The 20,827-nt window shown below is 42.6% G+C and carries 21 protein-coding genes; 8 read left to right on the top strand and 13 right to left on the bottom strand.

Annotation, left to right across the window (positions count from 1 at the left end):
- The first annotated feature begins 11 nt into the window (after positions 1-11).
- From CXF70_RS15525 to CXF70_RS15510, 4 genes are all read left to right on the top strand, one after another.
- On the top strand, positions 12-1,724 hold the full coding sequence (locus tag CXF70_RS15525; RefSeq protein ID WP_101803412.1) for a GMC family oxidoreductase: 1,713 nt from the start codon (positions 12-14) through the stop codon (positions 1,722-1,724).
- Positions 1,725-1,745: 21 nt separating this feature from the next.
- Positions 1,746-1,958, top strand: coding sequence for a twin-arginine translocase TatA/TatE family subunit (gene tatA / locus CXF70_RS15520; RefSeq protein WP_101803411.1), 213 nt, complete (start codon positions 1,746-1,748; stop codon positions 1,956-1,958).
- A 10-nt stretch (positions 1,959-1,968) separates the two neighbouring features.
- Positions 1,969-2,832, top strand: coding sequence for a twin-arginine translocase subunit TatC (tatC, locus tag CXF70_RS15515; RefSeq protein ID WP_101803410.1), 864 nt, complete (start codon positions 1,969-1,971; stop codon positions 2,830-2,832).
- A 375-nt stretch (positions 2,833-3,207) separates the two neighbouring features.
- The gene (locus tag CXF70_RS15510) at positions 3,208-3,612 is read left to right on the top strand and encodes a DUF2512 family protein (protein WP_101803409.1); all 405 of its coding nucleotides are present in this window, start codon (positions 3,208-3,210) and stop codon (positions 3,610-3,612) included.
- 411 nt (positions 3,613-4,023) lie between these two features.
- Here CXF70_RS15510 and CXF70_RS15505 read toward each other — a convergent pair whose 3' ends face one another.
- From CXF70_RS15505 to CXF70_RS18590, 4 genes are all read right to left on the bottom strand, one after another.
- Positions 4,024-5,142, bottom strand: coding sequence for an MBL fold metallo-hydrolase (locus CXF70_RS15505; protein ID WP_101803408.1), 1,119 nt, complete (start codon positions 5,140-5,142; stop codon positions 4,024-4,026).
- Between the two features lie 78 nt (positions 5,143-5,220).
- A complete protein-coding gene (locus tag CXF70_RS15500) occupies positions 5,221-5,604 on the bottom strand; it encodes a DUF302 domain-containing protein (protein WP_101803407.1) in 384 nt (127 codons plus the stop codon).
- Positions 5,605-5,790: 186 nt separating this feature from the next.
- Positions 5,791-6,372, bottom strand: coding sequence for a class I SAM-dependent methyltransferase (locus tag CXF70_RS15495; RefSeq protein ID WP_101803406.1), 582 nt, complete (start codon positions 6,370-6,372; stop codon positions 5,791-5,793).
- Positions 6,373-6,586: 214 nt separating this feature from the next.
- Positions 6,587-6,880, bottom strand: coding sequence for a DUF2243 domain-containing protein (locus CXF70_RS18590; RefSeq protein ID WP_101803405.1), 294 nt, complete (start codon positions 6,878-6,880; stop codon positions 6,587-6,589).
- 189 nt (positions 6,881-7,069) lie between these two features.
- On the opposite strand from CXF70_RS18590, the gene CXF70_RS15485 reads away from it, so the two are divergent.
- Positions 7,070-7,402: a four-helix bundle copper-binding protein gene (locus CXF70_RS15485; protein ID WP_101803404.1), complete on the top strand. Its 333-nt coding sequence runs from the start codon at positions 7,070-7,072 to the stop codon at positions 7,400-7,402.
- 155 nt (positions 7,403-7,557) lie between these two features.
- Here CXF70_RS15485 and CXF70_RS15480 read toward each other — a convergent pair whose 3' ends face one another.
- The 5 genes from CXF70_RS15480 to CXF70_RS15460 all read right to left on the bottom strand — a co-directional run bounded on the left by CXF70_RS15480 (position 7,558) and on the right by CXF70_RS15460 (position 11,525).
- A complete protein-coding gene (locus CXF70_RS15480; RefSeq protein WP_101803403.1) occupies positions 7,558-7,809 on the bottom strand; it encodes a copper ion binding protein in 252 nt (83 codons plus the stop codon).
- A gap of 224 nt (positions 7,810-8,033) precedes the next feature.
- On the bottom strand, positions 8,034-8,312 hold the full coding sequence (locus CXF70_RS15475) for a glutaredoxin family protein (protein ID WP_101803402.1): 279 nt from the start codon (positions 8,310-8,312) through the stop codon (positions 8,034-8,036).
- Positions 8,313-8,331: 19 nt separating this feature from the next.
- Positions 8,332-10,791 carry a heavy metal translocating P-type ATPase gene (locus CXF70_RS15470; RefSeq protein WP_101803401.1) on the bottom strand — a complete coding sequence of 820 codons (2,460 nt, stop codon included), beginning with the start codon at positions 10,789-10,791 and terminating at the stop codon, positions 8,332-8,334.
- 18 nt (positions 10,792-10,809) lie between these two features.
- A complete protein-coding gene (gene copZ, locus CXF70_RS15465) occupies positions 10,810-11,025 on the bottom strand; it encodes a copper chaperone CopZ (protein ID WP_101803400.1) in 216 nt (71 codons plus the stop codon).
- Positions 11,026-11,066: 41 nt separating this feature from the next.
- Positions 11,067-11,525 carry a CopY/TcrY family copper transport repressor gene (locus CXF70_RS15460; protein ID WP_101803399.1) on the bottom strand — a complete coding sequence of 153 codons (459 nt, stop codon included), beginning with the start codon at positions 11,523-11,525 and terminating at the stop codon, positions 11,067-11,069.
- Positions 11,526-12,358: 833 nt separating this feature from the next.
- On the opposite strand from CXF70_RS15460, the gene CXF70_RS18485 reads away from it, so the two are divergent.
- The gene (locus CXF70_RS18485; protein WP_233208658.1) at positions 12,359-12,568 is read left to right on the top strand and encodes a YbbN family protein; all 210 of its coding nucleotides are present in this window, start codon (positions 12,359-12,361) and stop codon (positions 12,566-12,568) included.
- A gap of 496 nt (positions 12,569-13,064) precedes the next feature.
- On the top strand, positions 13,065-14,558 hold the full coding sequence (locus CXF70_RS15450; RefSeq protein WP_101803398.1) for a multicopper oxidase family protein: 1,494 nt from the start codon (positions 13,065-13,067) through the stop codon (positions 14,556-14,558).
- Positions 14,559-14,924: 366 nt separating this feature from the next.
- Here CXF70_RS15450 and CXF70_RS15445 read toward each other — a convergent pair whose 3' ends face one another.
- A complete protein-coding gene (locus CXF70_RS15445) occupies positions 14,925-16,016 on the bottom strand; it encodes a flavin monoamine oxidase family protein (RefSeq protein ID WP_101803397.1) in 1,092 nt (363 codons plus the stop codon).
- 588 nt (positions 16,017-16,604) lie between these two features.
- On the opposite strand from CXF70_RS15445, the gene CXF70_RS15440 reads away from it, so the two are divergent.
- Positions 16,605-18,491: an LTA synthase family protein gene (locus CXF70_RS15440; RefSeq protein ID WP_101803396.1), complete on the top strand. Its 1,887-nt coding sequence runs from the start codon at positions 16,605-16,607 to the stop codon at positions 18,489-18,491.
- 97 nt (positions 18,492-18,588) lie between these two features.
- On the opposite strand, the gene CXF70_RS15435 is transcribed toward CXF70_RS15440, so the two are convergent.
- The 3 genes from CXF70_RS15435 to CXF70_RS15425 all read right to left on the bottom strand — a co-directional run bounded on the left by CXF70_RS15435 (position 18,589) and on the right by CXF70_RS15425 (position 20,722).
- Entirely contained in the window at positions 18,589-19,224 is a 636-nt protein-coding gene (locus CXF70_RS15435) for a lytic transglycosylase domain-containing protein (RefSeq protein WP_101803423.1), read from the bottom strand.
- 114 nt (positions 19,225-19,338) lie between these two features.
- A complete protein-coding gene (locus CXF70_RS15430; RefSeq protein ID WP_233208657.1) occupies positions 19,339-19,635 on the bottom strand; it encodes a redoxin domain-containing protein in 297 nt (98 codons plus the stop codon).
- A gap of 199 nt (positions 19,636-19,834) precedes the next feature.
- Positions 19,835-20,722 (bottom strand): hypothetical protein, encoded by an 888-nt coding sequence (locus tag CXF70_RS15425; RefSeq protein ID WP_233208656.1) that lies wholly within the window; start codon positions 20,720-20,722, stop codon positions 19,835-19,837.
- Positions 20,723-20,827 lie beyond the last annotated feature (105 nt).

The raw sequence follows: 20,827 nt of genomic DNA, 5'->3' as shown, positions 1-20,827 counted from the left end.
GAGGAGATTAAATGGCAAAAACTTTGGAAAAAGTGGATGTAGTAACAGTGGGAGTCGGTTGGACAGGTGGAATCATTGCAGCGGAATGTGCAAAAGCCGGACTCACCGTCGTAGGGCTTGAACGCGGTCATGAACGCGGCACAGAAGATTTTAATATCGTACATGATGAGTATCGCTATGCGATGCGTTACGAATTGATGCAGGACTTATCAAAAGAAACGATTACGTTCCGCAATAAGCGTAACCAACGGGCACTGCCGATGCGCCAAATGGGTTCCTTTCTGTTAGGAGAGAATTTAGGGGGAGCTGGAACTCATTGGAACGGACAAACGTGGCGTTTTTTGCCTTACGATTTTCAAATTAAGACAATGACCGATGAAAAATATGGAGCGGATAAACTTCCCCCAGAGTATACGATTCAAGATTGGGGCATTACGTACGACGAACTAGAACCTTATTTTGATAAGTTTGAAAAAACCGCAGGCATTTCAGGAGAAAATGCTAATCCATTTGCAGGAGAACGCTCGAGTGATTATCCAACGCCTCCTATGAAAAAAACGCCGTTACTTCAAAAATTCGAAACAGCAACATCGAATTTAGGGTATACACCTTTCATGATGCCTTCTGCAAATTTGTCGGAAACATACGAAAATCCGGATGGCCAGCAAATCAATGCTTGCCAATATTGTGGCTTTTGTGAACGTTTCGGCTGTGAATACGGGGCAAAATCCTCTCCTGAAGTTACAGTTGTACCAGCAGCAAGAGAAACCGGCAACTACAACATCACATTCAACGCAAATGTCGTGGAAGTGTTAAAAGATGGAGACCGTGTAACAGGCGTTCGATATATCGACACGCTCACGTTCGAAGAGTTCATTCAACCGGCAGAAGTGGTTGTATTGACCAGTTACGTGATGAACAATGCCAAATTACTAATGGTCTCGGGAATCGGCGAAATGTATAATCCGGAAACCGGTCGCGGATCGTTAGGGAAAAATTACGCCTACCAAATATTACCAGGTGCTTCCGGATTTTTCGAAGAACAAATGAACACGTTCATGGGAGCCGGTGCACTGGGAATGTCGATTGATGATTTCAATGGAGATGCTTTCGATCATAGCGGCCTTGATTTTATACACGGTGCCAGTTTTTCAATGACACAAACAGGACAAAGGCCCATTGCTTCGAATCCGGTCCCTCCGGATACGCCGTCTTGGGGAGCGGAGTTCAAAAAAGCCTCCATCCATAGTTACACGAGAACTTTAAATGTAACCGGACAAGGGGCTTCCATGCCACACCGGGATAATTACATGGCTTTGGATGATACTTATAAAGATATTTACGGAGTTCCGTTGCTGCAACTTACTTATAATTTCACTGATCAAGACCGTGCTCTACACTCGTACTTGACGGAAAGAGCAGTAGAAATTATGAAAGAAATGGGAGCAAAAACCGTGGTCGGCCGGGAGCCAGTGTCTGATTATGACATTGTACCTTACCAGACAACACATAATACCGGGGGGACCATTATGGGTGCAGACCCTGAAACGAGTGTTGTGAATAATTACTTACAACATTGGGATGCTGAAAATCTGTTTGTGGTAGGAGCTGGGAATTTTGCGCATAACGGTGGCTATAATCCGACAGGAACAGTAGGTGCACTTGCATACCGTTGCGCTGAGGGCATCATCAAGTACAGTGAAAATGGAGGATCACTTGTTTAACCAAAAAAGGAGGAATAGATTATGGGTGGAATAGCATCAATAGGGGTTCCAGGGTTGATTATCATATTGGTTATTATTCTTATTATTTTCGGACCAAGAAAACTTCCTGAAATAGGCGGTGCTGTCGGAAAGACGTTTGCAGAATTCAAAAATTCGACAAAAGGCCTTATCGATGACGATGATGAGCCGAAAGAAAAAGAAGTGAAGGAAGAGAAAAAATCAGAAAAAGTGTGAAGGTGGTTATATGGATCCTTACGGAGATCGCAAATTGATAAGTCCTCTTCATAAGAAAGCGCCGACTCCTGACAAACCGGTGGAAAAACCACCGGAAAAACCATTGAAAGAGCCGCCGGAGAAGCCCGAGCCACCAAAGGAAAATTCCGAATCTCAGATAGAGTCTTTGGTGGGTCATTTAGGCGAATTGCGGACGCAGTTGATTAAAAGTGCTTTTGTTTTTACACTCTTTTTGGTATTGGTCTTCTCGACGCTGAATTTTTGGTTTCCTTATGTCGTGAAAGGACATAGTTTAGTGATTCTCGGACCGTTAGAAGTTATCAAATTTTATACATCGATTTCGGTGACTCTCGCACTTGGATTGTCTTTGCCTTTTCTCAGCCATTTTTTATGGCAGTTCGTTAAGCCAGGGCTGGAAGATAAAGAGGCAAAATTCATTGGGTTGTATTCCCCTGCTATGCTCTTTCTTTTTATTATGGGGGTAGTATTTGGCTATTACGTAGTTAATCCTTTGAGTTATCAATTTTTAGTCGGGATGGGATCTGCCAATTTCGATGTCTTGATTTCTGCCAGTGAATATATTCATTTTCTAATTATGACGACCGTTCCTTTGGGTTTACTATTTGAGTTGCCGATAGTTGCGTTGTTTTTATCATCTATCGGTGTATTGACATCAGTTTCCATGAGAAAAATTCGGAAATGGTCTTATATAGTATTGGCCATCGTTTCGGCCCTGATTACACCGCCGGATTTCCTTAGTCAGCTGCTGGTATTGATTCCGATGGCGATATTATATGAAGGAAGTATATTTATCGTCAAAAGAATGGAAGTCAGAAAAGCGAATATGGAAAGTTCTGCAGCTAAAGTGAAATGATTTTAAACACTGTACAATGGAATTCAATTTCATTATGTGCAGTTTTTAAATCATTAAAAGACCGAAAACAGATGCTTTATCCGACTGACCTCTTGTTTAGTTTCCTCTGGATAGAATCGTTTTTACGAAACCTTTGGAACCAACACAGTAAAAGCACCTCCATTTTGTCGTTGTTATTATATATAACGTTGGGGGTGTTTTTTCTTTTCTCCCAATTAATTGGATCATTCCAGAATATTCATGGGTATGTCAATGTAAGGAATCCAATTTCTTAAGGAAATTAGATTTCAAACATTAAATGGCAGAACCTATGTTGAATGCTATAAAAAAGGTTAAATCTCTCATAATCCCACTTTTAACTGGAGGAGATACTTCATGAATCATGCGAAAGCTCTTATCATTAAATTTGCTATGATCACCGCCATTCTCTTGATTGTCATGACGTGGATTTTTGATATTTCATTTGTCGATACGCTTTTAATCAGCTTGGCATTGACTGCGCTCGCTTATATGATGGGCGATCTGCTAATTTTCCTGAACGCAGGAAAGCCTGCGGACCAGGATACGCGCAACGCCATCGCGACGATTTCGGATTTCGTTCTGGCTTTTCTCGTCATCTGGTTTGTCGGCCAATTGCTGACCGGTGACATGGCACAACTTGTCACCCCTGCGCTTACTTCAGCTTTGATCATAACCGGAGGCGAATGGTTTTTCCATAAATACATGGATCACAAGGTGATGCCTGAGTACAATGAATATAAATCTGTCAAAGGCAGTTGAATAGGAAATATCGCACTTCGTTAAAACTGCCCTGCACATCGGATTCACGATATATCGACTTTGTATACTTTCCTAATCTTAAAAAAATCCGGACGATACCTCGTCCGGATTTACTTATGGAAAAATTGATATTTGAAGAAAAACCATGGAAGAGCTGTCGAGTACCTTACCGCAGAAAATTTATAAAGGTCTTTTCAATTCAACAAAACCCAAATGAGTAAAATATCTTAAAGAAAAAACCGTTCGTAAAAGTACACTTTTACAGACAAAAGAGGAAGGCGGGCGCTAATCAGCATCCGTCTTCCTCTTTTGTTCTATATTTGAACTGACAATTAAAAACGGATAACCCGTTGACCTGTGCCCAGTTTAGGGCTAACTGTTTCCGCGGTCAAGGATTATCCGTTTCTTCTATTAGACAGCGCAGTTGTTCGGGCCTGTCTCCATTTCTTTTGCTTCTTCAGGCGGCGGATTGATTTTGCCCATATTTGTCTGCCGTATTTCCTCATAGGCATTCGGCTGGTCTTTCAAGCCTTCCGTCACCCGCTTGATGAATTTCTCTTCATCGTTTATCTGCAGGCCTTCATTGTTCCGATAGAGGACAGACAGTTTCTCGGAAACACTGCCGTCTTCATTCAGTTCACTGACGTCCGCGTAATGGGCTGGAAGCACAAGCAGATCATCGGCCAATTTTTTGTAACGGTGATAGAGGGTTTCATACAGATCATCTGCCCAATCTCCCGCTTTACCGGCCAGATCCGGCCGCCCGATGGATTCCACAAACAGAATATCCCCCGTCAGCAGATACTTATTGTCGATCACGAAAGTCGTGCTGCCGATGGTATGCCCTGGGGAATACACTGCTTCGATTAGTGCGCTCCCGACTTCAAGTTTCATCCCGTCGGTAACTGGCTCAAAACTAAAGACGACTTCTTCCGCATCATCCGGCGGCAGATAATAGGAGGCACCGGCCGCGTCCGCCAGCTTTTTCCCTCCAGAGATGTGGTCAGCGTGCAAATGCGTGTCGATGACATGGTTAATCTGGATGCCGTTTTTTCTGGCAAATTGTTCGTAGGTTTCCGTCATGCGACTGGCATCGATGACTGCAGCCACTCCGTCCGATTCGATCAGGTAGGACAGGCAGCCTTTACCGAGACGAACAAATTGATAGATGGATCCACCATTCACTTCGCCAATTTTGACCGGTTCGAGCTGTTCACTCCAAGAAGCCATCCCGCCTTCGATTGAATAAACATTGTCAAATCCGTTTGCAGTCAGAAACTCAGCTGCTTTCTGGGAGGTATTCCCTTTGGCGCACACCGTGTACAACGGTTGATGTTGCGGGAGCTCTTTCAGTTCCATTCGACTGGACCCTTTCAACTGCTCCAAAGGGATATTGATTAAATGCACCTGTTTTCCTTCAATTCGCCAATCCTCTGATGACTCTTTGTCTCGGACATCCAATACATAAACCGGTTCCTGGTTCATTACCTGGTCTGCAATGTCTTGTGGAGATATTGATTTTACCGTCATGTTGAATTCCTCCTAGCACTCAGCCCAATTATTACGGGAAGGGGTATATTATCATATAAAAAATATAGCCACTAGCCGTTACTTCGACTTGTCAATGCAGCCGATCAATCGTTCTTCAATATCTACCGCAATTTTTTTGATGGAATCATTATTAACCATTTCAATCAACGCACTCGGCTTCGGCATGCCGATTTTCGTGGTGCCGTTTTCTTCATAGACGACAATTTTGCAGGGAAGAAAGTAGCCGACCAGCAGGTCTTCTGACAGTACCCGGTTCGCTTCCTGCGGGTTGCAGACTTCAAGTACTGTAAATGGCGTGTCAAAGTCAGTGCCTTTTTCCTGAAGTTTGGCCGTTAAGTCAAAGTTCCATAGAACGCCGAACTTTTCTGCCTTTAAATTCTCCTCAAGCGTCTGAACAGCTTCGTCTCTGCTTTTTGATGTTTCTACCGTGTAATTGAACATGTTAGTGCACCTCTCTTTTTGTAAAATCATTCTTTTGATAAAATTCCCTCATTTACCCGAACAAAACCTATTTTTATTAACTCGTTCTTTAGAACTTCTCAATAACGATAAATACAAGAAACGCGAATCCTGCCAGGAACGCAATTCGTTGAGACGGTCATAATGAATTCCATAAAATTTTCATGATTATCCCTTTCCTTTCACAAGCTTCGCAACGATTGCGTAATGGATATCATTCAACTGAATAGTTTCTGAATGGAATCCATTCTTCTCCAGCAGTTTCTTCATTTCCTCCGAAGAAATTTTATCTCCCAGGGGTGGGCCGATCTCCGTCTGAACCGCTTCCCATTCGATTAACAGGAAGATACCGTCAGGCTTTAAAATTCTTCTTACGTCGCTGAGGGCCTTATGAAAATCAGGGACTTCATGAATGACGAACGCAGCCATTACCTTGTCCACTGTTTTATCTTCCAAAGCAATGTCTTCCAAATCACTTTGGATATAGTGAATATTCTCAACCGATTCTTTTTCCGCAGTCTCTTTTAGCATGGACAGCATTTTGGGTTCAATATCAACCGCATAAACTGGATATTCCGTTTTTTTAGCCAGCGGAATAGTAAAGTAACCATTCCCGGCGCCTAAGTCGGCTACAACGTCATTCTTTCCAACCTCTAAATAGTGCACAATTTTTTCTGCTGGCAGCAATGCTTGACGTTCCTCACTTAGTAATACTCCTGCTTTATTGGGATTAAATCTCTTTTCAACCATGTTATGGCGCCTCCCTTAAAACCCCTGGGGGTATTATTTCATATAAGCATATCGTTTAATCCGTCCCAAAACAACAGATTCGGTTTAAAGGGATATTGACAGGATTGTCAATAAAAATACCGGAGTTCGCTTCCTCCTTACTCTCCTACTACTTCCTCTATTTAAAAAGAAGGATTTAAACTATTCGACTAAGAACATCAGTCATATTTGTAAATTAGGATTTACTAGATGGATTCCTTGTTTGCAACAGTAGAACAATTCCAATTAACAAAAGGAATCCCCCAGCCAGGTTCCATGCTAAATCGTAAGGCAGAGTATTGACATTGTAACGAACTTGGTGAATCCTTAAAATTTCATGAGCGACGATGCCATCAAAAACCTGGAGTGTTCCCAAGCCTAAAAATACGCTGCCAATCCATTTTTTCTTCCATAAGGCGCCTCTCCTGCGCAGGTCTGCAAATAGAAAGAGTGAACCTATAGCTGCAAACCAAGCAAAAGAGTTAAGCAGGCCTTTTCATTTTGTATCGGAAACCATGCAAGAATAGCAGGGGATTCCCCAAAAAACAAAAAAGTTTTTCTTGAAATCCCTAAAAATCGTGCAGTTTCTGTGGAGTTTTGGAAATCCTGTTTAGTAGTGAAGGCAGGGGGAAGAGTTAGTAGTGAAGCAAGAAAAATAAAATAAAATGGAGGTTTTAACGTGGCACATGAACAACATCAGGAACTCATTCGGATTTTGCACGACTGCGCAGCAGAATGCAACCACTGTTTTGACGCTTGTCTGAAAGAAGAAGACGTGAAGATGATGACTCAGTGCATTCGGTTGGACCGAGAATGTGCGGATATCTGCGCATTGTTGGAACAGGCAATCTCCCGCAATTCACCGTTTGTGTCGGAACTGGCGGCAGTTTGTGCGAAAATTTGTGAAGCCTGTGGAGACGAATGCGCGAAGCATGCTGAGCACCATGAACACTGTAAACGCTGTGCGGAAGCTTGCCGCAAATGCGCAGAAGCTTGCCGGAGCATCGCTTAATCGAAACAAAAGGCCCGTCGGAAAGAGAATTCTTTCCAGCGGGCCTTTTGTTTAATGACCGATCGACAAGTTGTTGGATTAATATAATCATTTGATAAATAAAGGAGCTACCTGTTTTTTATGGTCTTAAGAATTCAGGACAGCCTTTTTCAAAATCAATGACAGCAAGAATCGCCACGGCCGCCTTCTTCAACAGATTCATCGACCACCTCGTAGCCCGTTTCTTTAATCGCCTGTTTAATTTCAGCCAAATCAATTGTACGTTCATTGAAAGTGACAGCTACTTTTCCGTCAGAAAGTTGAACTTTGACTGATTCCACGCCATTTCTTTCACTCACATTTCCCTCGATTTTATTCACGCAAGATCTGCATGACATTCCTGGCACAGTTAGTGTTGTTTGTTGCATTTAAATTCCTCCTATAATTTTATTGAGTTAAATTGAGTGTTCATTACCTTACCCCTGTAAGGTATCTGATTTTGTTTTAATAAAGCTGTTTCTATTTGATGAATCACCTGTATGAACAGCATGTGATTCTCCCTTTTACCTCATCCCTTAGTGTCTATTCCATGTTCTTCTGCAAAAGAGACGAATGGCCCGTGAAGAGGAAAAGAATGACTGAATTGCTTTTTTCACATTGTTAACATGCTAATGATTTCATTCTTGTTGTTCTCAAAACCAGTAAAGTGTTTGATCAGCTTTCTTTTGCCGAATAACCCTTTTTTATAAAAAGCAAACAGCGGAACGATCCGCGTGCCAGAAATCTTTTTTAACTCTTCCTCTAAGCTAAGGTTTTGGCTTACATCTTTGTTGGCATAAGGAATGTGATTAGAAACTAAATATTTTTTTGCGTCTTGGCAATCGGAACATGTCGGCCTTGTATATAATTCAAGTTCCAGTTTATCTTCCATTTCAACCTCTCTCCTTTCCTTAATTAGTGACTGACGGTTTAAACTGTTTCAAACGCAAAGCATTTACTACTACCGAAACGGAACTTAAGCTCATTGCAGCGCCAGCAAGCATCGGGTTTAATAAGGGGCCGCCAAGGAGATAGAAAATTCCCATGGCAAACGGAATGCCTAGTACGTTATATGCAAAGGCCCAGAATAAGTTTTGTTTAACATTTCGAATGGTTGCCTTACTTAATTCCACAGCTGTTGAAACATCCAGTAAATCACTTCTCATGAGGACGATGTCTGCAGATTCCACTGCAACATCCGTACCTGAACCAATGGCTATGCCAATATCGGCTTGTACGAGGGCGGGTGCATCGTTGATGCCGTCCCCCACCATGGCCACTTTCTTGCCTTCTGCCTGGAGTTTTTTCACTTCATTTGCTTTGTCTTCTGGCAATACTTCGCTCAATACACGATCAATTCCGACTTGTTTGGCAATAGCCTCAGCTGTGCGTTTATTGTCGCCGGTGATCATTGCCACTTCGATGCCCATCTTTTGAAGTTTTTCAATGGCTTTTAAGCTGTTTTCCTTGACTGTATCGGCTACTGCAATGATCCCCGCAATTCTGTTGTCAATCGCAATGTACATGGGCGTTTTCCCTTGACCGGCTAACTCATCTGATGTGGTGGCCAGTGTATCCAAGGAAATATTGCGTACATCCATTAATTTTCTGTTGCCAGCCAGTACAGCTTTGCCATCTATCGTTACTTCAATTCCATGTCCGGGGATAGCTTTAAAGTCTTCTGCCTTCATAAAGGCAAGCCCTTTTTCTTCTGCTCCCTTAACAATGGCTTCACCTAATGGATGCTCAGAGCCCTTTTCCGCAGATGCTGTTAATTGCAGCAATTCTCTTTCAGAGATTTCCTTTGTCGTGACAATGTCTGTCACTTTAGGTTTCCCTTCGGTAATCGTACCTGTTTTATCAAATACGATCGTTTGGATTTTATGGGTTGTTTCCAGTGCACCACCGTTTTTGATTAATACCCCGTTTTCGGCACCCTTACCGGTACCAACCATAATCGCAGTCGGAGTGGCAAGGCCAAGAGCACATGGGCAGGCAATCACTAAAACGGAAATAGCAATCGTTAAGGCGAAGAGTCCTGTTTCTCCTCCGAAATACCACGCTAATGCAGAAAGAATGGCAACTCCAATAACGATCGGCACAAAATACCCGGAAATAATATCCGCCAATTTAGCAATCGGTGCTTTAGAGCCTTGTGCGTCTTCTACTAGTTTAACGATCTGGGATAAGGCGGTGTCTTTTCCCACTTTGGTTGCTTGATATCGGATTGTGCCATTCTTGTTGATACTTGCCCCTATGACATTGTCGCCAGCATTCTTTTCTACTGGAATGCTTTCACCCGTCAACATGGATTCGTCAACAGATGTTATGCCTTCTGTTACCACACCATCGACTGGTATTTTTTCACCTGGTTTAACGATGACAATATCCCTTACAACTACTTCATCAACAGAAACTTCTGTTTCTTCTCCATTTCTTACAACCAGTGCAGTCTTTGGCGCTAATCCCATCAATTTTTCAATGGCTTCTGATGTTTTACCCATGGAACTGACTTCAAGGTATTTCCCCAGCGTAATCAACGTCAGGATGACAGCGGCAGACTCGTAATAGAGATTTTCTGCATAACCGGAATAACCTAACCAAATCGCTAGTGTTGCCCCTAGACTGTAGAGGAATGCCGCACTGGTTCCTAAGGCGACCAAAGAATACATATTTGGATGTCCTCTAAATAACGTCTTATAGCCTACTGTGAAAAAATTCCAGCCAAGAATCATGACCGGTAGCGTCAAAATGAGTTGGAGCAGTGAAAACCATTCCGGATTTTCCATTGGATTTACTATTTCCGGCAGTGGCAAGCCTACCATATGGCCCATCGAGATATAGAGCAAGGGAATGGTGAAGGCGACTGAACCTGAGAATCGTCTCCACATGGCTTTAATGCTCTTTTGTTTTTTCTCTTTTTCTTCGTTGGCCGAATCCGATGTTTCCATGTCTTCCTTTGCTTCATATCCTGCATCTGAAACTGCTTGCGTAATAGCTGATACCGACACCCTTGCCGGGTCGTACTGGACCAGCAGTTTTTCCGTAGCCAAATTGACATTCGCTTCGATGACCCCGTCCATTTTCCTTGTGGCTTTTTCAATGGTTTGGACACAAGAGGCACACGTCATCCCGGTTACATTAAATGACTTCTGCTCAGTCACTGTTAATGCCTTATACCCGGCCTTATCAACAGCCGCTTGGATATCCGGTACGGATACCTCGCTCTCGTCAAAACTGACATTCAATTTTTCAGTAGCCAAGTTTACATTGGCTTCTTGTACACCCGGCAATTTCCGGGTTGCTTTTTCTACTGTCTGCACACAAGAGGCACACGTCATGCCTTCTATTGTCAATGTTTCTGTTGTCATTCTTTTTCAACTCCTTTTCTAAAGAACCGGTTCAGCTTCATATCCGGCTTCCTTTACGGCAGCCGTCAAGTTGTCCACCCCTTGGACTTTATCATCATATTTAACCTTGGCAGTCCCTTTTTTCAGGTTGACTTTCGCTTTTTCAACGCCTTGAAGGTCTTGCAATGCCGTTTCAATTTTATTCACACAATGAGCACAGCTCATTCCGGTAATTTCCAGAGTAATTTTCTTCATGATTCTCTCTCCTTTTTCACCTTTTTCTTTTCGGTGCCAGTTTAGTGCCTCGATGAACAAGTATGACCCTTGCATTTACACTGTCCGGGAACACAACTGCACGGGACTTCTTCAACGGCCTCTTTTTTCTTCAATTCAAGTGCCTTTTCCAATTTTTCGATATCCTGAAAACTCAACGTTGCTTTTGAAATTAAGTCAACGATTGTATTGCCTACGTCTCTATTGCAGATATTCTCGAATGTTTCATAGAGGGTACTCTTGATAAAGTCTCTTTCACTGACCGTAGCGGAATAGATAAACTTCTTTCCGTCTATTTCGGTATGAAGCATGCCTTTAGTTACAAGCCTTCCAATGAACGTTTTAGTCGTCGCCGGCTTCCAGTCCCTTTTTTGCTGCAACACTTCCCTGACTTCTTTGCTGGTAACGGTCTCTTGCGCCCAAACGACACGCATGATTTCCCATTCGGAATCGGTAATTTTAAAATCGGCTTCAGTATGCATGATTTCACTCCCTTTCTTCTTTAGCAGTTGTAATCCGGCAGGTGGTCATAATTTCCATCTGTCATCACTATTTGTAAAAGCCTCATAAAAGCTTACATTTGTACTCGACTTCATGTTATTAGTTTACATTTGTAATCGGTTGTTGTCAAGTCTTTTAATTACCTTTGTCAAAAACCATAAAAGCACCTTGAAAATAAGGGTTATTTAAATCTATACTTTCTTTTTTACTATGCAAATTGTCAACTCAAGTCGAACGAATTAAACAAAAATCGGCTGGCATGAGCCAGGTGCCATACCGGACTCGTGCCAGCCGATTAGCTGCACGACTCAAACTTTAACTTTAAGGATCACTACCGTCCCTGCTTCTCCTATAAGTCGGATGTTAACAGAGTACTGAACTCCTGAATTTTTCTTCTTTCATTTATTTATGAAATCATTGGCCTCTAAAGTTTGATGAATCAAATACATCTGGCAAAGCGAATAGAATCCGGAGCATATAAAGTAAGTTAATTATATCCAGACAAATTTGAAACCCATTTGATAACCTTTCGCCCATCTGGGGATCGCATATTCAAAGCCTGCTCTCAATTGTCTTCCTACTTTGAAGGGTATAAATGAGCCTCCACGGATAAAACCTTCCGCTCTCCTTAGTCGCTTTACCTTCTCCAAAGAGGGTATATAAGTAAAAAGAATTTAGGAGTGAAAAAATGAAAGAACTTGCCTCAATGGAAGAAGTGAAGTCTTTTAGTGAAGAACCGGGATTGCAGTTTCTCTATGTCTTAACAACTCATTGAAGTGTCTGCCACGGTTTACTTCCCCAGGTGGAGGAAGTTATGCATGACTTTCCGCGTATCCAAACAAGTCTTGCAAATGCCGAGGACATTCCCGAACTTGTCGGTTTTCTCTCTATTTTCACAGTACCGGTCCTCATTTTATTTGCTGATGGAAAAGAGATGCTAAGAGAAGCTAGAATTGTTCATGTAGAGGAATTTAAACGAAAAATCGGCAAAATATATGAGGCGTTCTACTCTTCGGATCAATGAAGAATACCAGAGACGAACGGTTTTTCTGAAATCGTTTGCTTTTTTATGCACATATTATCGATTGATTGTTACAATTTCTGTTCAACAAATGTGGCTCATCATATTGCTGGTTTGTTTGAATCTCATTCTTGATGCTTTCTCGATTGATAAAAATATTCTTTTCACTTATTTCTCCATACTTTTTCAACAAATTGCGCGTATACTGCATTAATAAAATCATAGAATGGAGGATAAGCGAGAAAATTTTAAATCTCTCACCCGATTATCGAACAGAAAATGCTGAGAGAGCCCAGATTTACGTGAAAGTAGATAAATCCTTTTTGTATGTATCGTATCTACTAGACTTCATTAAACATCACAATCAGCTCTGCGCGAGCTTGCTCGGTTCCTCAATGCCAGCAGTATCCCTACATGCCGCCGGCAAATGAATAAGCTTCCTGCAAACAAAGCTTAAAGATTCACCTAAAAATACTTGCAATGAAAGGAAATCAAAGAAATGAGAAAAATGATTTTAGGTTCAGTCGCCCTCAGTTTCATCTTAATGGGCTGCAGCGACAATGAAAGTTCTAAACAATCACAGGAGTCACCGATGAGCAATGGAAATATGGATGGTCAGAGCATGGGCGGCATGAATCAAGAAGGCGCGATGGACCATGGGAATGTGCCGTCCCTCGAATCCTCCGAAGGGATTAACGAGCTGCTTATCCCCCCTGTCTTGGAAAAGCAACAAGGCCAAGAATTCGATTATGAAGTTACCGCCCAGGAAGGCGCCACTGAATTTTTCGAGGGCGTCTCGACTGACACCTACGGGTATAACGGCAATCTGCTGGGTCCCACGCTTAGGCTGGAAGAAGGCGAACGTGTAACTGTCAAAATCACAAATGAATTGGATGAGCCGACAACATTCCATTGGCACGGTCTTGAAGTTCCTGGTGAAATAGATGGCGGCCCACGCGGTGATATCCAGCCGGGTGACAGCCAAATCATCACTTTAGAAGCGGATCAGCCGGCTGCCACCCTGTGGTACCATCCCCATGTCCATGGCTCAACAGCTGAACAAGTTTTCAAAGGCCTTTCCGGGATGCTGCTCATTGATGAGGCATCTGGCTCTGAGCCCGAGCTTCCTAATGAGTACGGAGTTGATGATATCCCCCTCATTTTCCAGGACCGCTTGTTTGATGAAAACAAGCAATTGAACTACGATAGCCTCATGGATGTTGACGGAACCTTAGGCGATACCTCTATCGTCAATGGAACCGTTAATCCCAAACTGACCGTCACTAAACCCGTCATGCGCTTTCGGCTTTTGAACGGAGCGAATGCGCGAAATTACACATTCCGCTTGAGCAACGGCGCCAGCTTCACGCAAATTGCTTCTGATGGTAGCTTGCTGGATGAACCGGTTGAAACCGAGACGCTGACACTAGCCGCTTCGGAGCGCGCTGAGATTCTGATCGACTTTTCATCCATGACTGATGAGGAGTCCCTGGCCATCATCAATGAGGAAGGCGCAGAATTACTGCCGTTTGATGTAGCTCTCGATGATTCTCCGGCTGGTTCGGCTGAAACGTGGACAGCGGATGAGCCATTCCTGAGCGAACAGGAAAAGGCGATGCCTGTCGCGAAGGAAATTGAGTTGTTCGGAATGATGGATATGGTGACGATCAACGGCAAGAAATTTGATCCGGACCGCATCGATCTGCGCCAGGAACAAGGCGTTACGGAAGTATGGGAAGTTTACAATAAGCCGGATATGATGGGCGGCATGATCCACCCCTTCCATATTCACGGCACTCAATTCAAAATCATTTCCCGTGATGGCAAGGAACCCCAGCCGAACGAACAAGGGTTAAAAGATAGCGTGCTGGTCGAGCCTGGTGAAAGGGTGAAATTACTTGTCACGTTCCCTGAAGAAGGTATTTTCGTTTTCCATTGCCATATTTTGGAACATGAAGATAATGGCATGATGGGGCAAGTTGAAGTGTATTAGCCATTTAAAGGACAGATGGAGAAATTGAGCGACAGGATAAAGTGTGCAAGGAAAAAACGTCCCGATTGTTATATGCAGTAACCAGGGGCACGGACCTAAAAACATAAAACAACTAAAAACGCCTTGCATTGAAAAAGGGGATGGAAATACCCAAAGTTCAATACATGGCGTTTTTTTGTATGGATTCAAAAAAGGGTCAAAAAAAGGATCAACGAAAAGGGCTTTGATTCTTTCCTCATATTATATTTAAACAACTTACGGTAACCTCATGATATGTAAACTCAATTTAACTTTTTTTATCACAGATCAAGAAAAACTCTTTATGAATAAAGCCTTTTCCTTTTCCGGTAATCAAATTTAGTCAACTTAATGAGTGACTTTGAAAACTGCCTGTACCGCTGACTGAAGTGCCCCTTCGAGATGTCCGCTATACTGGGCATTCGTCTCTGTACCGGCAAAGACCACTTTCTTTTCCCAGCTGCCGGCTGCCGGTGGTTGGCCATAGCTGTTGTAATTCTTAAAAGGGCTGGAGTCTTCCTCAACTGCCGTTTTCGAATCGCTCGCCCAGTCTTTATAGAGAATAGCCAGTGGATTTTCAGCTTCCTTTCCAAAGAGCTTGACCAACTGGTTTGCAACCAATTTTATGACTTTTTCTTGACCCATCTGTTCACGCACTTCCGCAGGTATGCCAAAGAAACCAAATAGTGCACCTGCACCACTTGTAGGAGAAGCATCATAGATCTCCTGCATCGGACCAGCAGAACTCAACACAAGCCCGGAAAGTCTGGCTTTTCTCCAGAACGGTGTCTCGTAAACGGCAACGGCCTTGGCCTGTGAACCCATCCACGTAGGTTTTTCTGCAATATCCGCGAGCAGATCCGGCGGAAGCGGTGGAGCAAATTCAATGTGGTGTGCCACCAGACGAGGCGGCAAAGCTAAAATGACAGCCGCCGCAGGAATGTTTTCTATTGTCCCATTTGCCTGTTCGGCTTCAACCGTGACATTTCCGGCTTCATCCATCCGAATCCTTTTGACCTGCATTTGCAGCTTAATCATTTCCGGAGGAATCGACTTTGCCAGCGCATCGATAAGCGATTGGATGCCTCCCGTTAACCGGACACCCCTTTCATCCATATTCTCCTGCAATACACAGCGCTCTGGCGGTTTGATCTGGAACCGTTCCACCAGCATGTCTCCGTCATTCTGTTGGATAAACGTTGCTAAGTTCAGTTCTTTAACAAGAGCCGCCATCTGCGGCTCATACTGGGGCCAGAACCATGTTGGGCCAAGGTCGAATCTGCCAAGGTCCGGTCTGTTCGGAACAGTAGCACTCAAAGCCCTTCCCCCAATTCTGTCTCTCGATTCCAAAATTCGGCAGTAAATTCCTTTTTCAGTTAATAATGACGTAGCGCGAAGGCCACTTAAACCTGCACCGATGATGACTACTGGGTTGTTCATGCGTTTTCCCCTTCCTAACACGATGTGAGTAAATTAACTTAAGAAATATCATAACATTAAGAAAAACAGACAACCTTAAATTGCAGACATTTTTAAGCACTTCTACAGGAAGAAAATACAGAGTTGGAATAAATAAAAGAAACTGCTACTTTCTCTCCTCCTTCTTATTCATAGTTCAAAGCGTTCGTAAAAGTACACTTATACGGACAAAAGGGAAAAGCCATGCTGATCAGCACTGCTTTTCCCTTTTGTATTTTGCGATTAGTATTACTGCAGCTTCCGGTAAGCAATCATATGTTAACTTTAGAAGCTATAAGAATTCCTTGTGAAGTCATTTACACAAGATACTTCACGCTCTCTTCTTTTTACAATTAATCACATAAGACATACACTATTGAAGGACTGAACTGAACCTGCTGGAAACGATTTTCAGCTGTATTTATGTTACGCTAAACACAATTTATTAAATACGGGTGTTACCTCGAGTTACTAGTATGGCGTAAAATGCCTGCCAGAAGTCTCAAAACTTTCATCATAAACGGGAAATCGAGAAACTCTTTCCCGGCAGAATTACAAAGGAGAATTTTTATGTTAAAAAAAGAATGGCCAAAATATTCAATCTTGGCACTGGCTATCGTTGCAACCTGGCTCAAAACTTATACAGTTTATAAAACCAGTTTTTCAATTACAATTGATAATCCCCTTCAGGAACTCATCCTTTTTTTGAGTCCTTTAAGTTTATTGTTATTTTTTTATGGACTGTCCCTATTTTTAAAAAGTGTGAAAAATCAAAACCGTTATTTATTCATTGCATCTCTTCTTACTTCCGGTATTTTGTATGGAAATGTCGTCTTCTATCGGTTTTTCACTGACTTTATTACATTGCCAGTGCTCTTTCAGACAGACAACTTTGGGGATCTTGGTGCAAGCACAGCTGCCAGCATTTACATTACCGATGTATTTTATTTCATCGATGTTATTGTATTGTTGCTGGCCATCAAATTTATTCGAATAAAAACCCGGGAGACAATATCCTCTGCGGTTCAGCGTAAGGTCTATTTCATCTTATCTGCCGCTGTGCTTTTCTTGAACTTGGGCCTGGCTGAAACGGAAAGACCTCAACTTCTGACACGCAGTTTTGACCGGGAAATGCTTGTGAAGAATTTAGGAATGTACAATTATCATCTTTACGATCTTTTTATCCAGTCCCGTTCCCAGGTACAGCGAACATTTGCTGAGAGTTCGGATCTGGTGGAGGTGAATAATTATATACGCAGCAATCAAATAGCTCCGTCAGCTGAAATGTCGGGTATAGCCGAAGGAAAAAACCTGATTATAGTAGCCTTGGAATCCATGCAGTCGTTTCCGATCAATAATGAAATGAACGGACAAACCATCACACCTTTCTTGAATGAATTGACCGAAGATGAAGACACTATTTATTTCCCAAACTTCTATCATCAAACTGGGCTTGGGAAAACTTCAGATTCCGAATTTCTGCTGGAAACGTCCTTGTATCCTCGAAGCGGCGGTGCCGTATTCTTCACTCATAGTGGAAATACATTTAATTCCATGGCTGAAAAGCTTGGAAGCAAGGGCTATTCCACCAGTGTGCAACACGCGAATACGAAAAGTTTCTGGAATCGTGACATGATGTATGACTCACTGAGCATCGATGAATTTTTAGATTTGGACAGCTTTACTGTAGAAAAAGGCCAAGCCGTCAACTGGGGCTTGAAGGATATTCCTTTCTTTGAACAATCTGTTGCGAATATGACTGAAATGCAGGAGCCTTTCTACAGCCGCTTAATTACCTTGACTAACCATTACCCATTTACGCTGGACGAAGAAGATAAGATGATTGATGCGTTTGACTCGAATTCGGGGACGTTGAACCGCTATTTCCAAACAGTCCGTTACTTGGATGAGGCTGTTAAGTCCTTGTTCGAGGAGTTGAAAGAAAATGGGCTTTATGAAAATTCCGTCATTGTAATGTATGGTGACCATTATGGGATTTCAGAAAATCATAACGAAGCCATGGCCCAATACATGGGCAAGGAAATTACACCTTATGAGTCTGCCAAGCTGCAACGGGTACCATTTTTCGTCCACATTCCCGGTTCAGGGAAAGGCGGTATCAATGAAGAAATTGGCGGTCAAATCGATATGCGTCCGACAATCCTTAGCTTGATGGGCATCGATACTTCGACAGATTTGCAGTTCGGCGATGATTTGTTTTCAGAAGAGCGAGAGGAATTTGTTATCTTTCGCGATGGACGCTTTGTAACTGATCAATACGTCTTTGCAGAAAATATTTGTTATGAGAATGGTACTGCTGAAGAGGTTGATAAACAGTTATGTGCGCCTTACATCGAACAGGCTCTTACAGAACTGCAGTACTCGGAATCGATTATTGCGGGAGATTTATTGCGGTTCTATGATAAAGAAAACGGTGAACTTTTGCCTGGCGATTAATATTAGCAATACAAAGAGGACAGATGGCTGGCTCCAGCACATCTGCCCTTTTTGTATTGTCCTGCATTTAACATAATTGTGAAGCTGTTTATTCTTTTTAATACTGTTCTTCGTATTTATAGTAATAGAAGAGTACGTCTTTCAAATACTCATCACTGTGATTATAGGTGGAGATCGCCTGCTCCAGATCCCCTTCAGAGGCGCCATGCTGGGATAAATAATTAGCTGCACTGTATAATGCATCTTGCAGATCATACGGATCTGCTATCCCGTCCTTATTGCCATCCACTCCGTACCCGCCATATTCCTGAATGATAGCAGGATCCGTTTTTTCACTTTCGCTTATGTTGCCCTTCCCCAAATCCTTGCAGGTCGGATGACTCCATCCGACAAATGTACATGGCATAAATTGCATATGCCCTTCCGCACCGACTGGTGACAAAAGAGGATCCATGGCAGAGAATTTGGTTTCCACGCGATGGTGTGCAGCCAATAAGGTCCAAGGGATATCGTATGCATTAGCAGCCTCCTTGTAAAGAGGGATGTTTTCCTTTGGTATTTCCGGTTCGAACATTTGTTGAGCAAACTTCTTCAAAGGACTATCGTCCGCTTTTCCGGAAACTAGCATCAATGCAAAGATTACCAATATAGATAAGATAGCAATAACCGACCCAAAAGCAACGAATTGCCTATTTGCACCGTTTCGCTTTCTTTTCCTGATTTTCGTTTTCATATTTTTCACACCTGCCATCACTATTTCTGTTAACCTATTCCATCCTCAAGAAAAATATTTTTTCTATTTTTCCCTTTGCATCAATTCTTCAAAAGCTCGGACCCCATAATGCTTTTAGGAATTCTCCTCGGAACAGCTCGGTTTTGTCTGTTCCATGTAGCTTGCAATATCCTGGTCGGACATTTCACCTGTAATGATTTTTATGATTTCCCCCTCTGAATTGGTCAAAATCATGATAGGAAGGGGGCAAATGTTGTGAGCTTCCATCACGCTTTTATCCTTATCGATGACAATGGGAAACGTCAGATTACGCTGTTCCGCATATTGCCTCACTTCATAATCCGATTGGGCAATGTTAACAGCCAGTATCTGCAAACCTTGGTCCTTGTATACTTGATACTGTTTGTCCACAGCAATTTAGTGTTCTCACCTGCTGGCACATGGATATTAATTGAATTAATTTCATAATTCCGAGCCCTTGCGGCTCTAAGGAGTTACAGGAACTCGAAAGACTTCGTAACGAATAGGAATTGATTGTTGACATCGGATGGCCAATTCATCAGTGTATAATCCAAAACCCGCTGAATTCGATACTTCAGCGGGTTTTGGATTATGGCTGCAAGTAGATTTCTGAATTCAAAATCATGGATTCAAAGAACAGGGAAGGCGAGGTTTCATTCCATTCGATGGAACTTAAATCTGCCGTCCGTTTTGTTATATAGCCATAGGCTAATTGTGTACGAGGATCGTCGGTCAATGGAAGTTTAACGAATGGCCCTTTAGGCGTCAACCAGTTTAACTGGGCCAGGCGGTTTTCAAGTGAAAACATGATCCACTCATCTTCCGCTTCTTCCGTTTCAAACAATGGTTCCTGTGCGACCATCATCCAGGTTTGGCTCTGATGTTTTGGCGGCAGCCAGTAATTTTTAGCTAAATCGCCTTCCTCTAAAGTGAATTCAGGGATTTCGTGTCGAAGTTCCTGTATCCAGTCACCGTTTTCCAGCTGTAGATTACTTGAAACGAAGACATTCCCCTGCAGAATTTCTGTATTTTCTCTAGTAAAGACTCCATAAGGATTTGTTGTCGGGTCCGGGCCGTAGATTTCCTCGTCCAGGCTTGCCGCAGTTTCCGGATTCCATGACTTGAAGTCTGCCTCAGCCAGATTTTTGACATTCAAGGATAGCACGTATGGAATCCATCCGGTATTTTCAATTTCTTCAAAAATGAGAGATGTGCCGTTTTCAAGTGTCCGCTCGACAAGTCTATAAGTTCCGATATTCAAGCCAAGCAAAGATAAATCATAGACAGCCGTCTTATCACTGCCTTTTTCATTAACTGCTGGCTCGCTTAAGTTGATGAACATAGGCTTTTCAATTGCTAAGGTCACATCTTCATTCGAAAAAACTTCGATTTCATTTTGCAAAAACATGACGGCTGTAAAAATAAGCAGCACCATGAAAAATACGACAAATAATAAAATCACAAACTTTCTGAACACGTTTTTCACCTCGGTTTTCTGCATGGTTACTAGTTCTCGACTATAGCATGCGAAAGAAGAGAGAAACCTCCTTATATTTGAGCATTGAATGAACAAATATAAGGA

Origin of the sequence: Planomicrobium sp. MB-3u-38, assembly GCF_002836425.1 — a bacterium.
GTDB lineage: Bacteria > Bacillota > Bacilli > Bacillales_A > Planococcaceae > Planococcus > Planococcus okeanokoites.
This window is presented reverse-complemented; position numbering and strand designations above follow the sequence as displayed.